Consider the following 15,674-nt stretch of genomic DNA (forward strand, 5'->3'; position numbering starts at 1 on the left):
ATGATCAATGTTGACAGCCTTCACTTGGGTCGCTTTGTTCATGTGAGTATTAAGTTGCCGGTGGCTCCACACTGGCTTTGCATCACGAGAGAAGGTCAGGGCATGAACATTGTTAAAAGGGGGCGAGCGATGTGGCCCAAAGCGCAGTTCGCATACCGGGGTGATCCACGCTTTTCCTACTGCATGCATTTGCCAGCCTCGGCACACAGCGTCGGAAGCAAGCCCCGCTTGCTGGTTGCGATGCACGGGTCGGGCCGCGGTTGCATGGCATATCGCGATGCCCTTATTCCTTTTGCCGAAGCCAATAATGTAGTCGTGCTGGCGCCTTTGTTTCCAGTCGGCGTGCTTGGCGACGACAATGCTGACGGATACAAGTATATCGCTGAGGGCGAGCTTCGTTACGATCATATCTTGTTGGGAATGGTAGATGAGATCAGCGAAATCGTAGGTTGCCCGTTTGACCTCTTCCATCTGTTCGGGTTCTCAGGGGGGGGGCATTTTGCTCACCGCTTTTATTATCTTCATCCTGATCGCCTGGCGTCAGTGACGGTGGGCGCCCCTGGAGGCGTGACTTTGCTGGACAATACGCGCGACTTTTGGATTGGAACCCGTGATTTCGCAGCTCGCTTCGGCACTTCGCCGAATCTTGATGCGATGCGGCGGGTGCCGTCCCAATTGCTAGTGGGTGCCGAGGATACTCAGGAATTTGTTTATCCTCCGGCGGTGGCTCACCATGCGGCGGATATGGAGTCACTCGGTAAAAATCGCCTTCAGCGTAACGAGACGCTTTTTCGTAACTGGCTGGATCATGGGCTGCCTTCCGAGCGATCGGTGCTGCCCGGTATCGCTCACGAGGGCTTGCGGGTCATCCCTGCCGTCGAGGATTTTCTCGCACGGACGATATCAACCACGGGGTCGTGACATGCTCCAAGGAATATTGAGTGATGAAAACTGGATCGCGGCGCTCCCGTCTGCGCTTCAATCAATCATTGAGACCCGCAGCATCGATCGGTCCTACGCAGTGGGCGAAACAATCGGTAAGGCCGGATCGCCGCCACCGGGAGTGATGCAGGTGCGATCTGGATATGTTCGGCTTCATGGACTGCAGGAAGACGGGAGGCAAACTCTCATTGCCATCTATTCACAAGGCAACTGCTTTGCAGAAACCGCAGTTCTAGGACGCAGGTGCCTGAACCATACGACAACGGCGCTATCGCCTACCGAAATTCGCATTTTGCCGGCGAAGGACTTCTGGGAGTTGTGTAGCGCCTATCCGGAAATTCCGGAAGCTCTATGTAGAAAACTTGCTGCCGCACTTGGCCGTCAAATAGCAAATCGTGAGTTGAAAGCCTCCAAGCGGCTGGGTCAGTGCATTGGAGTAATCTTGCAAAACGCTTCCAATGCCTTCGGTCGGTCCTATGTTGATGGCGTAGAGATTACTTGCCCGATTTCTCAGCAGGATCTCGCCGACCATCTCGATGTCACCCGGCAAAGCGTGCAACGCGAAGTCTCGCAATTGAAGCGGTCGGGTATGATTGCGCGCAGCGGCCGTAGGTGGATGATACGGGATGGAGAACGACTTCGGGATTTTTGCTCGGCCTGATGGGTGAAAGGTTAAGATAGACTGGGCAGTTTGGTTAGATCGACGACCCAACCGCATGATTGTTTGATGATTGATCGATTGGACTTGAAGGAGGATAGTTCGCGCTGAACGCTTTGCCGAGTTACGCCAAAATGGGCAGCCAAGTCGAATTGAGTGAAGGGGATGCTGATGCGGAGTCGGCCATCAGCCTCGACCGAGCCCGTCCGCGTGCCAAGATCGGCAAAGAGCGACGCTATCTTCGCGTTTAATCGTGCTGAAGCGAACTGTTCCCGCTCAGCTACCTGACGCCGCAGTGACTGTGCGAATTTGCGACAGAGCGCGTCAGATACCTCGGGACAATTGCGGTACAACCTCCAAAAGGCCTGGGCGGGAAGGCATTCGACTGTGGCATCCGTCAAGGCGATGGTTGTGTGGTTCAAGGGTTGTCCCACAATAACAGCGGTTTCGGCGAAGCATGCTCCCGCGGCATAGATTGTCAGCAGCGTTCGCTCACCATCTTCCTGAAGGCCCGTTTGTTTGAGATAGCCTGATTTAACACGATAAATGGCTTCCGCAGGATTGCCTACGCGGGCCAATTCCGCACCTGCTGCAATCTGGCGCACTGACATTTGGGCCATGGCTTCCTGGCAGACCAGTTCCGGCAGAGAGCTTATCCAATCTTCCGCCACGACAAAGCCGCTCATACCTTCGTTTCCTGCAAGATTCTATGCGCACAATAATGCAACATTTGTGGCATCCGTGAGACGGCTATGCAGCTTAAATCCTGTCGTCAATAACCGAAGAGTTCGATAGTAATGAGAGGACACTTGTGGTGACACTTTCCAATGAAAACGTGGCGAATGTCGTGTCGCCTGGTTCATCCTTCGAATGCGGCTTGAGGCGTACTGGCTATGCAAGTGCGCGCATCAGGCGTATGTTCGCGTGAATCTACCAGCATCCGTGACTGGCTCGCATAGGCCGGTGGGATCACCCGATCCTGCCCCTGATAGCGTCACGAGAGAACGCGCAGGACGTGATGCTTGGTGGACCGTGATAGTGCTCACCGTCCTCTATGTATTTTCGTATCTTGATCGTTTCATCCTGACGATGCTTGTTCCCAGCGTTAAGGCCAGCCTTAAACTGAGTGACTTCGAAATGGGCATTATACTTGGCCCCGCTTTCGCTATTGTATTTGCTATAGCGGGTGTGCCGCTCGGGTGGGCTGCAGACCGCTATTCACGTCGCTGGGTTATTCTGATCGGTGCGCTGATATTCGGCATCGCGACGGGCGTTTCCGGACTTGCCACATCGTTTGCGGCCCTTTTCTTGATGCGAATTTTCGTCGGAATAGGGGAGGCGTCGCTTACGCCTGCCGCCATGTCGCTGATTGCCGACAAGATGCCGCGTGCACGATTGACGACTGCAATCTCTGTTTTTTCAATGGGGCCTAAAATAGGTTCTTCCGCCGCCTATGCCATCGGCGGGCTTGCTCTAATCGCGGCTGGCGCTATCGAGCGGTCGTTTCCAGCAATGAACCTTAGCGAGCCTTGGCGCTTGACGTTGGGGGTCGCTGCCTTCCCTTCTATTCTGTTTGCTTTCCTCGTCTTCACTTTTTCCGAACCGCGCCGTGCTAAACGCGCTGTTGAGGCATCGGAAAGTGGAGCGGTGGCCTTCATGGTGGCCAAGCGTGGATTGATGATCCCGCTCACGCTTGGTTTTTGCTGCATCATCATTTGTGGACAAAGTTTGATCGCCTGGGTGCCTACTTTCATCGATCGCCAGTTTCATTGGTCGCCTGCTATTTATGGCCCCACCTTGGGGGCCATCAGTTTGGCGGGCGCGGCAACGCTCGTTCCCAAGGGCATGATTATCGACTGGTTGTTCAAGCGCGGCGTTCGGGACGCTCCAATCCGGTTTTATACATGGTTGTTGATGGGCACCTTGCCCTTAGCCATGGTCGTATTCCTGTTACGGAACGGCACCTTGTTTCTGCTGTTCTATTCAATCGTTGCCGTGGTGACGATCCCGCTGATAGCCTATTTCACCACCGCGGTGCAGATGGTAACGCCAAAGAACCTGCGTGGCCGCGTTACGGCACTCACCTCAATACCACTCGCGTTGTTCGGAAGCCTGGGTCCGTTGATCGTAGGAGCCTTAACCGACTTCGTGTTCCGGGATGAAGCACGTCTTGGATGGTCGCTTACGGCAGTAATGTCGACGATGATTCCGGCAGCTCTTATATGCATGCGATACTGCCTTCCTGCCTTGCGTGAAGCAGTGGATGCTAATGAAGATAATAATTAACCTGGACCTCATCTATCTAGCATCAATGATATTAATTTAATGAAGTAATTGTTGGTCATCAACCAATTCATTTTCAGTATATTTTTATTTAATGACAAAAAACAAATTTATTTGGGGATAGGATCATGAGAAGCAAAACTTCGTGCGCAGTTTGCGCGCTGATGATCGGTGCTGCAACTTTGCCTGCGTCAGCGCAGACGGTGGAGGGCCAAGCCACTTCCACCAGTGAAAAGGTAGCCTCGACATCTGACATCATTGTGACCGGGTCGCGTATCGCCAGACGCGATTTCACATCGACTAGTCCGATTACGACGATCGGAAAAGAATTTATCAGTAAAAGCGATTCCCCGACGCTCGAAAGCAGCCTTAACCAGTTACCGCAGATAGCGGCGTCTGCCAGCTCATCGACAAACACCCAGGCGCGGGGCGGCCAGGCAAGCATAAACCTGCGCGGATTGGGGCAACAACGTACGCTCGTGCTTTTAGATGGTCGACGGATTCAACCCTCTTCGCCTGATGGCGCGGTTGATCTCAATATCATTCCGGCGGCATTGGTCGGCAGTGTGGAGGTCATTACCGGGGGCGCCTCGGCAATTTACGGTTCAGATGCCGTTACAGGCGTGGTGAACCTGAAGCTGCGCCGTAATTTGGATGGCTTGGAGGCGAGTGCAAAGTTTGGCATCAGCGACATGGGAGATGCGGCTACACGCGACTTTAACATCATCGGGGGGACGAAATTTGCCGAAGGTCGCGGATCGATCATCGCTTCGATCAACTATTCGCAACGCGACGATGCGCCGTTTACAAACCGGCCGCATCTGCGCGGACAAGTTCTCGCCCCGGCAATACCAAATACTCTGGTCAACGTTGCCGCTTCAAATTTGCCGAGCCAAGCTGCGGTCAACACGATATTTTCTCGTTATGGTGCCGGGCCAGGCGCTGTCTCGCGAACTACACAGCTGTCCTTCAATCTTGATGGCACGCTCTTTTCACCGATCGGCGTAGTCAACTATCGTGGTAGTAGGGAACTGCCCTATCGCATCTTCAATAACAGCCTGAATTATGCCTTGTCGGAAACCTATACGGCGCAAACGCCGCTGGAGCGGGTCAGCGCCTTTGGACATGCGGAATTCGAGCTAGCCGATTCTTTGAGCATATTTGCCGAAGGGCTGTACACGAACTATTCCGTGACGACTGGCGGCGCCTATGCAAATGCCGGCTCGACATCAGGTCGATCCTTGTCCGTTCCCGTAACTAATCCGTTTATCCCCACCGATCTTCGCACTTACCTTGGGTCACGGCCCAATCCCAACGCGCCATTTACAGTCTCACGTTTCACCGTTGAGGCCGGTCAGCGCCAAGAACGAAATGAATATGACGTTTATCAGTTCACGGGTGGAGTGAATGGGAAGCTCGCCAGCGACAGCATAAGTTGGAGCTTGGTTGGAAGTTATGGGAAAACCATTCAGGCCACCACGTATCGCGGCTATCCCAGCGCGGCGGCTATCCAGACGCTGCTGAGTGCACCGGATGGTGGTCGCAGCATTTGCGAAGGGGGCTATAATTTGTTCGGCCCGCAGCCGGTGTCGGCATCCTGCTCAGACTATATTTCGCGCGTGGCTCGGAACCGTACCAAACTCACCCAGATGACAGTGGAGGGCAATCTTTTCGGTGACTTGTTTGATCTGCCTGCCGGCAAGCTCAAGTTCGCCGCTGGCGCTTCTTATCGCAAGAATACTTATGCTTTCGCCGCTGACCCGTTAATTTCCAGTGGCGAACTCGCTAATTTTCTTCCGGTATTTGGTTCCAGCGGTAACACCAAAGCAGTGGAGGGGTACGTTGAATTGCTTATCCCGGTACTTCGTGACGTTACCCTCATCAAGGAATTCAATCTCGCACCCTCCTATCGCTATTCGGATTATAATACAGTCGGGGGTATCTCGACTTACAAAATCGATGCCGATTGGCTCGTCATAGAGGGCATGCGCTTGCGGGGGGGCTATTCCCGAGCCATTCGGGCACCAAGTGCCGGCGAGTTGTTCGCCGCGACCAATTTGGGCCAATCGCCCATCGGTTCTCCGGGCCTTATCGGGCTTGGAGATCCGTGTGACATTCGCGGCGCATACCGCGCTGCAGGATCAGCCACCAGCGCCCAAGTTCGCGGACTCTGTTTGGCTCAAGGTGTTCCGGCAAATCTGATCGACAGTTTTACCAACACCAACCCGCGCATTCCTTTCCAAGGAGGAGGCAATACGGGCCTCGCATCGGAAAAAGCCGACACCTATTCGGTCGGCGTGGTGCTAAACCCCAAATTTGCATCACCTTGGCTGTCTCGCGTCAACCTGTCGGTCGACTACTACAATATTGCGATTACCCAAGCCATCGGGCAAATCACCAACAACGTTGCACTCTCCCAATGCTTTGATCCGGTGGGCAATCCCAATTTCTCGAACAATAATTATTATTGTGGATTGCTGACCCGCGACCTGAACAATGGCCAGATTTCATTAATAGGAAACCCGCTGCTTAATCTCGCCAGTTATTCGTCGTCAGGGATTGATACTCAGATCGACTGGCGCGTTAACTTCGATGATATTGGTCTGGGTGGCAACGGCAGCTTCGCCCTGAATTCAATTGTCAGTTATCTGGGCAGCTTCAGAATACAGAATCTGACGGGCGCGCCAAAGCTGGAATATGCGGGGACAATTGGTAACCAGCAGATCGACCTGTTCGCCACGGCGCATCCAAAATGGAAGGCGACTACGAGTGGAACCCTGACGTTCGGGGACATGTCAGCATCCATTCGCTGGCGTTTCCTCGACAAGATGGAAAATGCGGCAAATGTCGGTACGGGTGGAACGGCAAGAGGGGTAAAGGCCGTAAGCTATTTCGATCTGGACGTCGGCACCAAGGTTGCCGATCGTATCGAACTACGTGCAGGAGCCGTCAACTTCTTGGACAAGAAACCTCCCATCCTGTTTGAAAACCCCACGGGCGTCCTCATGACCGAGCCTTACACTTATGATCTGATCGGACGCCGCTTCTACGTATCGGTAAATACCAAGTTTTAGATCATGTGCCTTGACCCGCCTCTATTTTGAGGAGGCGGGTCCAGAGCGCCTCCGCTGCGGGTGATTGACGTGCTTTGGGGCGCCAAAGCCGGATTTCGATAGGCACTTCATCTTCTGGTGATCCTGCGCGCGCCAGTCGCCCAGAAGAAAGGTCGGCTTCAACCAAGCTAAGCGCTGACCATGCGACACCGCGGCCGTCGCGCGCCATTGCCGTCAAAACGCTGGCGAGATGAGAAGCGAAGCTGGGTTGCGGTGGAGGAGGTAACCCTTTTGCCGACCAGGCTGCCGCTAAAATGCGGCCCATTCCAGAATCGCTGGTAAAGGCAAGTTGCGGAGTTTCCGCCGTCGGACCGGACGCGATCACCTCGGGTGCTGCGACCGGCAATAATATGTCGCTGCCAAGACGAATGGACTTGAAGTCAGATCCCAAACGGACATTGGCGGCTTCATGATGGTGACAGAGGAGGAATTGACCGCGACCTTCGATCATCAGGCGCTCACACGCCACCATATTATCGGCGATCAGCTCAATCGTAGCATTGGTCTGCGCGTCGATCTCAAGTGTACGGAGCCAGTTCGGGAAAAAGGTAAGGGAGAGCACATGCGTAGATGCGAAGCGCAGTGTTTCTGACGCAGCCTTGGCCGTTGCCCGCGCTTCCTCCCGCCCTAGCTGCAAGCGACGTAGCGTTTCCTCGGCAGTATTGCGGAAGCGATCTCCCGCGGCAGTCAGACGGATGGTATGTGTACTGCGGTCGATCAGCGTAGCGCCAACCCACTCTTCCAGGGACTTGATGCGACGACTGAAGCTGGGCTGGCTCACTGCGCGCTTCTCGGCGGCTCGGGAAAAGTTTCCGCAGTCTATCAGGGCAAGGAAATCTTCAAGCCAGTCAGAATCCATCGATTTACTTCCCATATGCCAATGTCGGTCAAGATACCTGCATCTTGCTCCCTAGACGCAAGATGCTCAAGCCGCATGGATGAAATGATGCGGACTGTGAACTGGAACCATAAGGCCTTGCCCGCTAGGAAATCGTCAAGCTCGCCGAAACTGAAGCATAGATGAGGATAGGATGGCGGAACGTTTTGACTCGATTACACTTGAAATTCTGTGGAGCAGGCTTGTGGCCGTGGCCGATGAGGCTGCAACGACATTATTGCGAACCGCTTTCTCCCCGATCATCCGGGAGTCAAACGATTTCGCCACGTGCCTGATGAATGTCGATGGTGAAACGTTGGCAGAATGCAGTGGCGGCATCCCGACTTTCGCAGGCTTGCTAGGCCGCACCGCGCGTGCCTGTCTTGCCAAATTCCCGCTCGAAAGCTGGCGGGAAGGCGACGTCATTCTGACTAACGATCCATGGATCGGTACAGGTCATCTTCCCGACGTGGCCATGATTGTACCGGTATTCTATCGTGGCAAGCTTGTCGCCTTCTCCGGTACTGCGGCGCACACGCCTGATATCGGCGGCAACGTCAGCCCGGAAAATCAAGAGATATTTGGTGAGGGCGTTTTTATCCCGCCTATCCATCTTTATCGTGCGGGCGAGCGTAGCGAAACTATGCTCGAACTTTTCCTTGCCAATGTGCGATATCCCGACTTGCTGCTCGGAGACTTGGAAGCACAGGTTACGGCCAACGAGGTTTGCTGCCGTCGAACCGCTGATTTCCTGTCCGATACTGGATTGGAAGACCTCGTCGATCTTTCGCGCGAGATACAGGCCTTGTCCGAGCGTTCAATGCGGGAAGCAATCGCCGAAATTCCGGATGGCATCTATCGCTCCGCCATCGACTTGGATGGATGGGATGATCACCCCACGCACATCGAATGCAAGATCACCGTTTCCGGTGATGAGATGACCATCGATTACACTGGCAGTTCTCCGCAGAATAATCGCGGTACGAACTGTACGATGAACTATACGCAGGCTTACTCGATATATCCTCTCAAGTGCGTGCTGGATCCGCGGACGAGGCGCAACGAAGGATCTTACCGCCCAATCACTGTTACGGCGCCTTCCGGATCGATTGTGAACGCAGCGTTCCCGGCTGCGGTTTCGGCGCGGCATCTTACCGGGCATGTACTCAGTTGTGCGATCTATCAGGCTTTGGCGACCGTAATGCCCGACCGGATCATGGCCGACAGCGGCGGCGCACCGGCCTTGCGCGCCAGGATTTCCGGTATGCAGGACGATGGTGCCCGGTTTGGCACGATTCTATTCGCCAGCGCCGGAATGGGCGCATCATCGCAAGGCGATGGATTGGCTACCACTGCATTTCCCACCAATTCCGGCGCAGGTAGCCTTGAGGTATTAGAGGCAGTCGCGCCTATTCTCTTCGTCCGTAAGGAGTTTCGATTGGATTCCGGCGGGGTGGGGCGACATCGCGGTGGACTCGGGCAGACCTGTGAAATCGAAAATGTGTCCAAGAAGCCGATGCAGGTTCTTGCTCTAGGTGACCGTGAAAAAAATCCGGCGCAAGGGATCGCGGGTGGCCGTCCCGGTGCGCCTGCGTCGGCAACAATCGGAGACCAGCCTTTGAGACTTAAATCCCGTGGCCAATTGACGCCAGGATCAACGGTGACCTTCAATTTCGCCGGCGGCGGCGGGTTTGGTGACCCCGCAGAACGTGATCCGGCAATGGTCGAGCGAGACGTGAAATTGGGCTTTGTCTCCGCCGAATTAGCGGCGCGCGAATATGGAGCGGGTAAATGACGGAGAAGACGGCACGCATCGGTGTCGACATCGGCGGAACCTTCACTGACTTTGTCTTTCATGACGAGGCGCGTGGCATCACCCGGACCGGCAAGCGCCTGACGACACCCGACGATCCGGGCAGAGCCATAGTCGAAGGCGTCAAGCGCTTGCTTGAGGAAACGAATTCACAGGCCGCCCAGATTCATAGCATCGTTCATGGAACGACCCTGATTACCAACACCGTATTGGAGCGCACGGGAGCCAGAGTCGGACTGATCGCGACCAAGGGTTTCGCGGACACGCTCGAAATGGGGCATGAGACCCGTTACGATGTCGACGATCTATTTCAGCCTGCTGTTCCCGTAATCGTGCCACGCAATCTACGGCGTGGGGTGGCTGGCCGCTTGTACGCTGACGGACGGGAGCGTGAACCGCTTGATGTCTCTGGACTTGAGCGTGAAGTGCGGAGTTTAGTTGAAGACGAGAAGATTGAAGCTCTCGCAATCGCCTTTATGAATTCCTATCGCAATCCCATGCATGAACTTCAGGCGAGGGAGGTCGTGAAGGACCTTTATCCTGATCTGCATCTGACCCTTTCATCGGCGGTAGCGCCCGAGATACGCGAGTATGAGCGGACCAACACGGCATGCGTTAACGCCTACGTGCAGCCGCGTGTTCATGGTTATCTCGATAAGCTGGTTGATGAACTGGCTGATCTCGGTTTCGACGGAGATTTGTCAATCATGCTGTCCAGCGGCGGCCTCACCACCATTGAGGATGCCAAGGCGTTTCCCGTTCGTCTTATAGAATCTGGCCCCGCAGCTGGCGCCATGGCGGCCGCCTACATCGCTCGTCAGATCGGGGAAGATCACCTTATTTCGTTCGACATGGGTGGGACAACCGCCAAGATGTGCCTGATCGAAGAAGGCGAGCCGCACGTAAAGCACGACTTTGAAGCGGGCCGCTTGGAACGCTTCAAGAAGGGATCAGGTCTCCCGCTGAAAGTGACGGTCGTTGATATGATCGAAATCAGCGGCGGTGGCGGATCGATCGCGTCAATCGACAGGTTGGGGCTGATGAAGGTCGGACCGCGCAGCGCATCGTCAGTGCCTGGGCCCGTTGCCTACGGACGTGGCGGCACCGAACCTACGGTGACCGATGCCGACTTGATGTTGGGCTACCTTAACCCCCAGTTCTTCCTCGGCGGAGAAATGGAACTGGCTTTAGGCGCGGTGCAGGAGGCGATCACAACGAAGTTGAGCACTCCGCTCAAGATCGATGACGAAGCTTCCGCACGGGGCATTCAAGAGATCGTCAACGAAAGCATGGCTGCGGCGACACGCATGCATATGGCCGAAAAGGGTAAGGATCCACGTCGATATTCGATGCTAGCGTTTGGCGGTGCCGGGCCTGTTCACGCTTATGGCCTGGCAAAACTGCTAAAGGTGGAAAAGCTGATCGTGCCTATGGGCGCGGGCGTGATTTCCGCTTTCGGCTTCCTTGTCGCGGCGCCCGCCGTTGATGATGCACGCGGTTATCTCGCCCGGATCGATCGGATTGATTGGCAGCAAGTCAACGACCTGTTTGCGGACATGGAAAAGCAGGCGAGGGCGCAACTCGCCGGGGTCGGCGCCGGTACGGGAGAGGTGACGTTCGGATGGCAGGCAGATATGCGCTACTTTGGGCAGGGCTTTGAAGTCACGGTCCCATTGCCCACCGGTCCATTGGGTCCGGAGCATGTCGGGCAGGTTCGCGACGCTTTTGAAGCGACATACCGGGAGATGTTCGATCGCGTTGTCAAGAACCACCCCATCGAGGCAGTCAACTGGAGGCTTACCGCGTCGCTCCCAGCGCAATCGATCAGCTTGGCCCACGTACCGATTGATGCGCCTGCAGAGCGGCCTTCGCGGGATGTAAGCTTCCCCGGATTCGGACGGGTCACAACACGCGTATTCGACCGTTATGCATTGAAGTCCGGTGATGAGATACCCGGTCCTGCCGTTTTCGAGGAGCGCGAAACGTCATTCGCAGTGGGTCCGGATGCCACCGTCCACGTTGACGAGCACGCCAATCTGATTGTGGCAATTAAGTACGCATCGTAGATCGATGCGTACTTAATCTGACTTCTTATCCTGTGGCGCGAGGAAGTTGGGTGGGGTTGGCCGCTCTATTTGACCGGCTGGCCTGCCAGGCGCAACGCGACGGCAGGCCGCGCTTGGATTATTGTGATGCCTGTTCGGAAGAACGGGACATGGCTGCGAAGAGCAGCGCATAATCCTTCTGTTCTTCCAGCTTTGCTGTGAACTGCAATATGCTTCGTTGCGCCCTATCGGAAATATGCGCAGCCGCCATACGCCTGAACTTGCGTTCGAAATCGTTGTCGGTCATCGGGTTTTCAAGCGAACCCGGCCCACTTATCACTTCGTCGATCAGCGACGCTCCTGACGCTAGCTTAACTGTTACCCGGTTCGCCAAGTGCCTCGGGAATAGCGCGGTCAGGGCCGGATCTTCGGACACGGTAGTGACGGCCATAAGCGCAGCGATTTTTGGGTCAGCAATCCTTTCAGGAGTGTATGTATCGAGTGAAACGTCGCCATCGATGAGTGCACAGGCGACATTGTAAGGGAGGCTGTGGTCCGCGGTTTCACGCGTCTTCGGCTTGAACTTGTCTTCATCGGCCAGGACGCGGCGGTTGAACTCGGACGTCTCGATGTGGATGGCGGTGATATCATCGCCTGGTGCAATCTGTGACTTCAGGTTGATCCCAGCCCAGACTGCGGTGTGCAGTTCGCCATTCGTCGGGAAGGTCTTTGTAAGGGAACGCAGGATACTATAATCCCCGTTATCCGGGTTGCCGAAGGCCTCTACATCGAGTTCGAAGGCCCCCGACAATTGTGCGAAGAATCCCATTTTCCCTTCGAAAATGGGGGAGGGACCAGTCATTCCGTGCCCAGCGAGTTGGGCCGCAAAAACGGCATTGCGCGCAGCATTTGCCGCCGAACAGCCTTTCCAATCCGACAAGGTGCCTGACCTCACCTGACGCATCGCGATGTGGCCATTAAGCGCCAGATTGATGGCCTGTTCGGTTTGCCCAACATTTAATTTCAGTAAACGAGAGGCCGCAGCCGCTACGGCGATGTTCACGTAATTCACATGATCCCAGCCGTGTTTGTTGAGGCTTGCCGCATCCTGCAGGCGCATCTGAATTTCATATGCTACTACGATTGCCGCCATCAATTCCCTGCCGGGAATATTGCCCATTTCGGCAAGCGCGAGGCAGGCGAAGATGCTGTCGCTGGGATGCCCTGGTTCACGGCCCATGTATCCGTCATTATAGTCGAGAAACCTTACCATCGCACCATTAGCGAAGGCGGCAAGATCTGGGGTGGTGCGAAGTGCCGTGCCGAATATTCCGGATGCCGAAACTGGCACCGTGCTGGCAAGGGCTATAGCGGCCTTGATCGGTGGAGCGTCATACGCGCCAAGCACACAAGCTAGGCTGTCCAAAAAACGTTGGCGGACACAAGCCAATACCCCCTCAGGCAGGGCCGTAGCATCCAAATTGCAAGCATAACGCGCCAGGCGCGCGGCAAGCGGTTCTTGGGCCGTCATATGTTTCTCCGGAAAAGAGCAGAATGAACAAGAGTGGGCGGTCATCGCCGCTCCGGCATTGCTTCCAGTAGGTCGATCTCAGGCGACGATCGGTATTGCGCCGGTGAGGACTGCCGCGATCAGCAGAATGAGGCAGATCAATATCGCATACTTGAGCGCAAACCGCTGAACCTCGCCTACCTCCACTCCTAACAAGCCGCACGCCAAATAAACTGGCGCGAGTAGCGGGCTAAGCTGATGAACTGCCTGACCCATCAGGGAAGCGCGCGCGATCACTTCCGGTGGAATGCCGTGTACGGCCGCAGCTTGTGCCACCACGGGAACTATGCCGAAATAATAAGCGTCATTCGACATCACGAATGTCAACGGCATGCTGACGATTGCCATGACTGGGGCCAGATAAGGCCCCATCTCGTCTGGAATCCCGGCAAGCAAGGCGCGGGCCATTGCATCAAGCATGCCCGTCCCCTCGAAGATACCGGTGAAAGAGCCTGCCGCGAAGATAAGCGCCACGATCATCACGACGTTGCTGGCATGGGCTTCGATACGTTTGCGCTGGTCGTTCAGACGCGGGTAGTTTATGGTTGCAGCGATAGCGAAGCCGCCCATCATCAAGATCGGAAGCGGTGCGATTCCCAAGGATAAACCCACCATTAGTCCGAGAGTGAGCAACAGATTCGCCACGAACATATGCGGACGGCGTTCCGGCGGACTCGCTATCTCGACCATGGCACCCTGCCGCATGGTATCGTGAGTCCAGCCTAATCTCTTTCTTTCTCTACGGCCAAAAAGCCAAGCCAAACCGAACGTCGCCGCTAGCGTGATGAGGAGGGCGGGCAGGAGCGGCAAGAACACCTGGGAGACGAGATCGACCTTCAGTGCGGCAGCTACTCGAGCGCTTGGGCCTCCCCAGGGGACAAAGTTCAGCAGAGAATTAGTCAGGCTCAGTAGGGTTGCGAGGATTAAGGGATTCATGCCCAACGAACGATATACTGGTAGAAGGGCGGTAATGACGATCAGGGCGGTCGTGGTACCGTCGCCATCTATCGAAACCAAAGCCGACAGAGCGGCCGTGCCGATGGATATCCGCATCGGGTCGTTGCCAACGGAATGGATAATCCGTCGAACCAGTGGATCGAACAGGCCGGCGTCCATCATCAGGCCAAAATAAAGCACCGCAAAGGCAAGCAGCAGGGCAATCGGTGCGACGGCTATGATGCCCTTGATCATCATAGGTCCCAAATTGGACCCCGCACCGGCCAGGAGCCCAAACAGAATCGGGATCGCAATCAGCGCCACCAATGCTGAAAGACGCTTGGTCATGATAAGTGAGATAAAGGTCGCGACAGTGGCGAAACCCAGCAATGCAAGCGGCATGATCAGATTTCCATAAGTGCGTTTGGAGGAAAGGTAGAAAGCGATTGTCGCCACCAAGGCACATTGTGCCATTCGCATAGTTGTTCGGAGATGCTAACGGTTCGTCCATTATGCAAAAAAACAACCCAAGAGATCATTATGGCAGGGATTCTGGCCAGCGTGCCGAACCCGCTACACTTACGGTCCTCACGTCGGTACGTGAGTTGATTGTCACGGGCCGCGTTCCGGCTGGTACGCGGCTTGCGGCGGAAGCCATTGCCAAAGAGCTGGGCGTGTCGCGGACGCCGGTCCGCAGTGCGCTTGCCGTGCTGACAGCGGAAGGCCTCGTTTCCTACCATATCAATCGAGGTTACGCCGTGCGCGATATCACGCTGCGTGATATTCTGGATGCAATTGAAGCCCGCGCTGTGTTGGAGAGCCGTGCTTGTGGATTGTCTATAGATTATGGTTGGACAATCGGAGAACTTGAAAGTCTTCGCAACATGGTCTGGCAGGGGCGCGCGATCGTCGACCGCGGCGAATGGTCTGAAGAAATCGAAGGAGTGTGGTACAAACTTAACCGCGATTTTCACTCGATGGTAGTTCGCGTTTCGCGGAATCTTGCCATTCGCAATGCGATCCGCGTATGTCTGATCTATCCTGTTTTCGGGGACATAGCGCGGCTGTGCCCCGCCGTTGCCCCTTATGTGCCGCAGAGGTATCGAATCGTCCCGACAGCGCCTCCTGAGCACATTTGCAATTCCCAAGCAGATCACGAGGCAATCCTTGCGGCGATTGACGCGGAGGAAGCAGCAGTCGCTGAGCAATCCATGTTAGTCCATGTTATGAAATCAAAAAATAGGCTCGCTACTGTAACAACGCGCCGTTAATACTCCACTGCCCTATGCATCCACAACTGTCAATATTGCATTCAATTGCTGTCAGGTGCACCGCAACAGGGGGCAGTTTTTGCTCAACGCGATAATTCTATATAGATTTTATTACTGCTCTAATGCGGGTGGCCCATATGCATCACTCCTTGCAAATGAAATGATA

General features: G+C 55.2%; 11 protein-coding genes. 7 read left to right on the forward strand and 4 right to left on the reverse strand.

All coding sequences use genetic code 11. From position 1 onward, the window contains the following. A complete protein-coding gene (locus C1T17_RS21140) occupies positions 1-921 on the forward strand; it encodes an alpha/beta fold hydrolase (RefSeq protein WP_189338453.1) in 921 nt (306 codons plus the stop codon). A gap of 16 nt (positions 922-937) precedes the next feature. Next, positions 938-1,603: a Crp/Fnr family transcriptional regulator gene (locus C1T17_RS01860; protein WP_189338454.1), complete on the forward strand. Its 666-nt coding sequence runs from the start codon at positions 938-940 to the stop codon at positions 1,601-1,603. An 11-nt stretch (positions 1,604-1,614) separates the two neighbouring features. Here the strand turns inward: C1T17_RS01860 and C1T17_RS01865 are convergent, their stop codons facing one another. Beyond that, entirely contained in the window at positions 1,615-2,286 is a 672-nt protein-coding gene (locus C1T17_RS01865; RefSeq protein WP_104951956.1) for a Crp/Fnr family transcriptional regulator, read from the reverse strand. Between the two features lie 352 nt (positions 2,287-2,638). On the opposite strand from C1T17_RS01865, the gene C1T17_RS01870 reads away from it, so the two are divergent. Further along, entirely contained in the window at positions 2,639-3,886 is a 1,248-nt protein-coding gene (locus C1T17_RS01870) for an MFS transporter (RefSeq protein ID WP_189338455.1), read from the forward strand. A gap of 125 nt (positions 3,887-4,011) precedes the next feature. Then, positions 4,012-6,957, forward strand: coding sequence for a TonB-dependent receptor domain-containing protein (locus C1T17_RS01875; protein ID WP_104951958.1), 2,946 nt, complete (start codon positions 4,012-4,014; stop codon positions 6,955-6,957). A 1-nt stretch (position 6,958) separates the two neighbouring features. Here the strand turns inward: C1T17_RS01875 and C1T17_RS01880 are convergent, their stop codons facing one another. Beyond that, positions 6,959-7,855, reverse strand: a complete 897-nt coding sequence (locus C1T17_RS01880) for a LysR family transcriptional regulator (protein WP_104951959.1) — start codon at positions 7,853-7,855, stop codon at positions 6,959-6,961. A gap of 172 nt (positions 7,856-8,027) precedes the next feature. On the opposite strand from C1T17_RS01880, the gene C1T17_RS01885 reads away from it, so the two are divergent. Further along, positions 8,028-9,668 (forward strand): hydantoinase B/oxoprolinase family protein, encoded by a 1,641-nt coding sequence (locus tag C1T17_RS01885; RefSeq protein ID WP_104951960.1) that lies wholly within the window; start codon positions 8,028-8,030, stop codon positions 9,666-9,668. Beyond that, the gene (locus tag C1T17_RS01890; protein ID WP_104951961.1) at positions 9,665-11,752 is read left to right on the forward strand and encodes a hydantoinase/oxoprolinase family protein; all 2,088 of its coding nucleotides are present in this window, start codon (positions 9,665-9,667) and stop codon (positions 11,750-11,752) included. The genes C1T17_RS01885 and C1T17_RS01890 overlap by 4 nt, the downstream gene beginning before the upstream one ends. 118 nt (positions 11,753-11,870) lie before the next feature. On the opposite strand, the gene C1T17_RS01895 is transcribed toward C1T17_RS01890, so the two are convergent. Together C1T17_RS01895 and C1T17_RS01900 are read right to left on the reverse strand one after the other, a co-directional pair. Beyond that, positions 11,871-13,307, reverse strand: a complete 1,437-nt coding sequence (locus tag C1T17_RS01895) for an MmgE/PrpD family protein (RefSeq protein ID WP_189338456.1) — start codon at positions 13,305-13,307, stop codon at positions 11,871-11,873. A 33-nt stretch (positions 13,308-13,340) separates the two neighbouring features. Next, positions 13,341-14,693 carry a CitMHS family transporter gene (locus C1T17_RS01900; protein ID WP_223262745.1) on the reverse strand — a complete coding sequence of 451 codons (1,353 nt, stop codon included), beginning with the start codon at positions 14,691-14,693 and terminating at the stop codon, positions 13,341-13,343. 56 nt (positions 14,694-14,749) lie between these two features. On the opposite strand from C1T17_RS01900, the gene C1T17_RS01905 reads away from it, so the two are divergent. Next, complete coding sequence (locus C1T17_RS01905) at positions 14,750-15,508, forward strand: GntR family transcriptional regulator (protein ID WP_104951963.1); 759 nt, start codon at positions 14,750-14,752, stop codon at positions 15,506-15,508. The last annotated feature ends 166 nt before the right edge of the window (positions 15,509-15,674 follow it).

The sequence above is a fragment of the Sphingobium sp. SCG-1 genome (assembly GCF_002953135.1).
Classification (GTDB): domain Bacteria; phylum Pseudomonadota; class Alphaproteobacteria; order Sphingomonadales; family Sphingomonadaceae; genus Sphingobium.

Coding starts and splice junctions, on each gene's coding strand:
- C1T17_RS21140 (WP_189338453.1), top strand. CDS start 1: ATGATCAATGTTGACAGCCTTCACTTGGGTCGCTTTGTTCATGTGAGT.
- C1T17_RS01865 (WP_104951956.1), bottom strand. CDS start 2,286: ATGAGCGGCTTTGTCGTGGCGGAAGATTGGATAAGCTCTCTGCCGGAA.
- C1T17_RS01875 (WP_104951958.1), top strand. CDS start 4,012: ATGAGAAGCAAAACTTCGTGCGCAGTTTGCGCGCTGATGATCGGTGCT.
- C1T17_RS01880 (WP_104951959.1), bottom strand. CDS start 7,855: ATGGATTCTGACTGGCTTGAAGATTTCCTTGCCCTGATAGACTGCGGA.
- C1T17_RS01885 (WP_104951960.1), top strand. CDS start 8,028: ATGGCGGAACGTTTTGACTCGATTACACTTGAAATTCTGTGGAGCAGG.
- C1T17_RS01890 (WP_104951961.1), top strand. CDS start 9,665: ATGACGGAGAAGACGGCACGCATCGGTGTCGACATCGGCGGAACCTTC.
- C1T17_RS01895 (WP_189338456.1), bottom strand. CDS start 13,307: ATGACCGCCCACTCTTGTTCATTCTGCTCTTTTCCGGAGAAACATATG.
- C1T17_RS01905 (WP_104951963.1), top strand. CDS start 14,750: ATGCAAAAAAACAACCCAAGAGATCATTATGGCAGGGATTCTGGCCAG.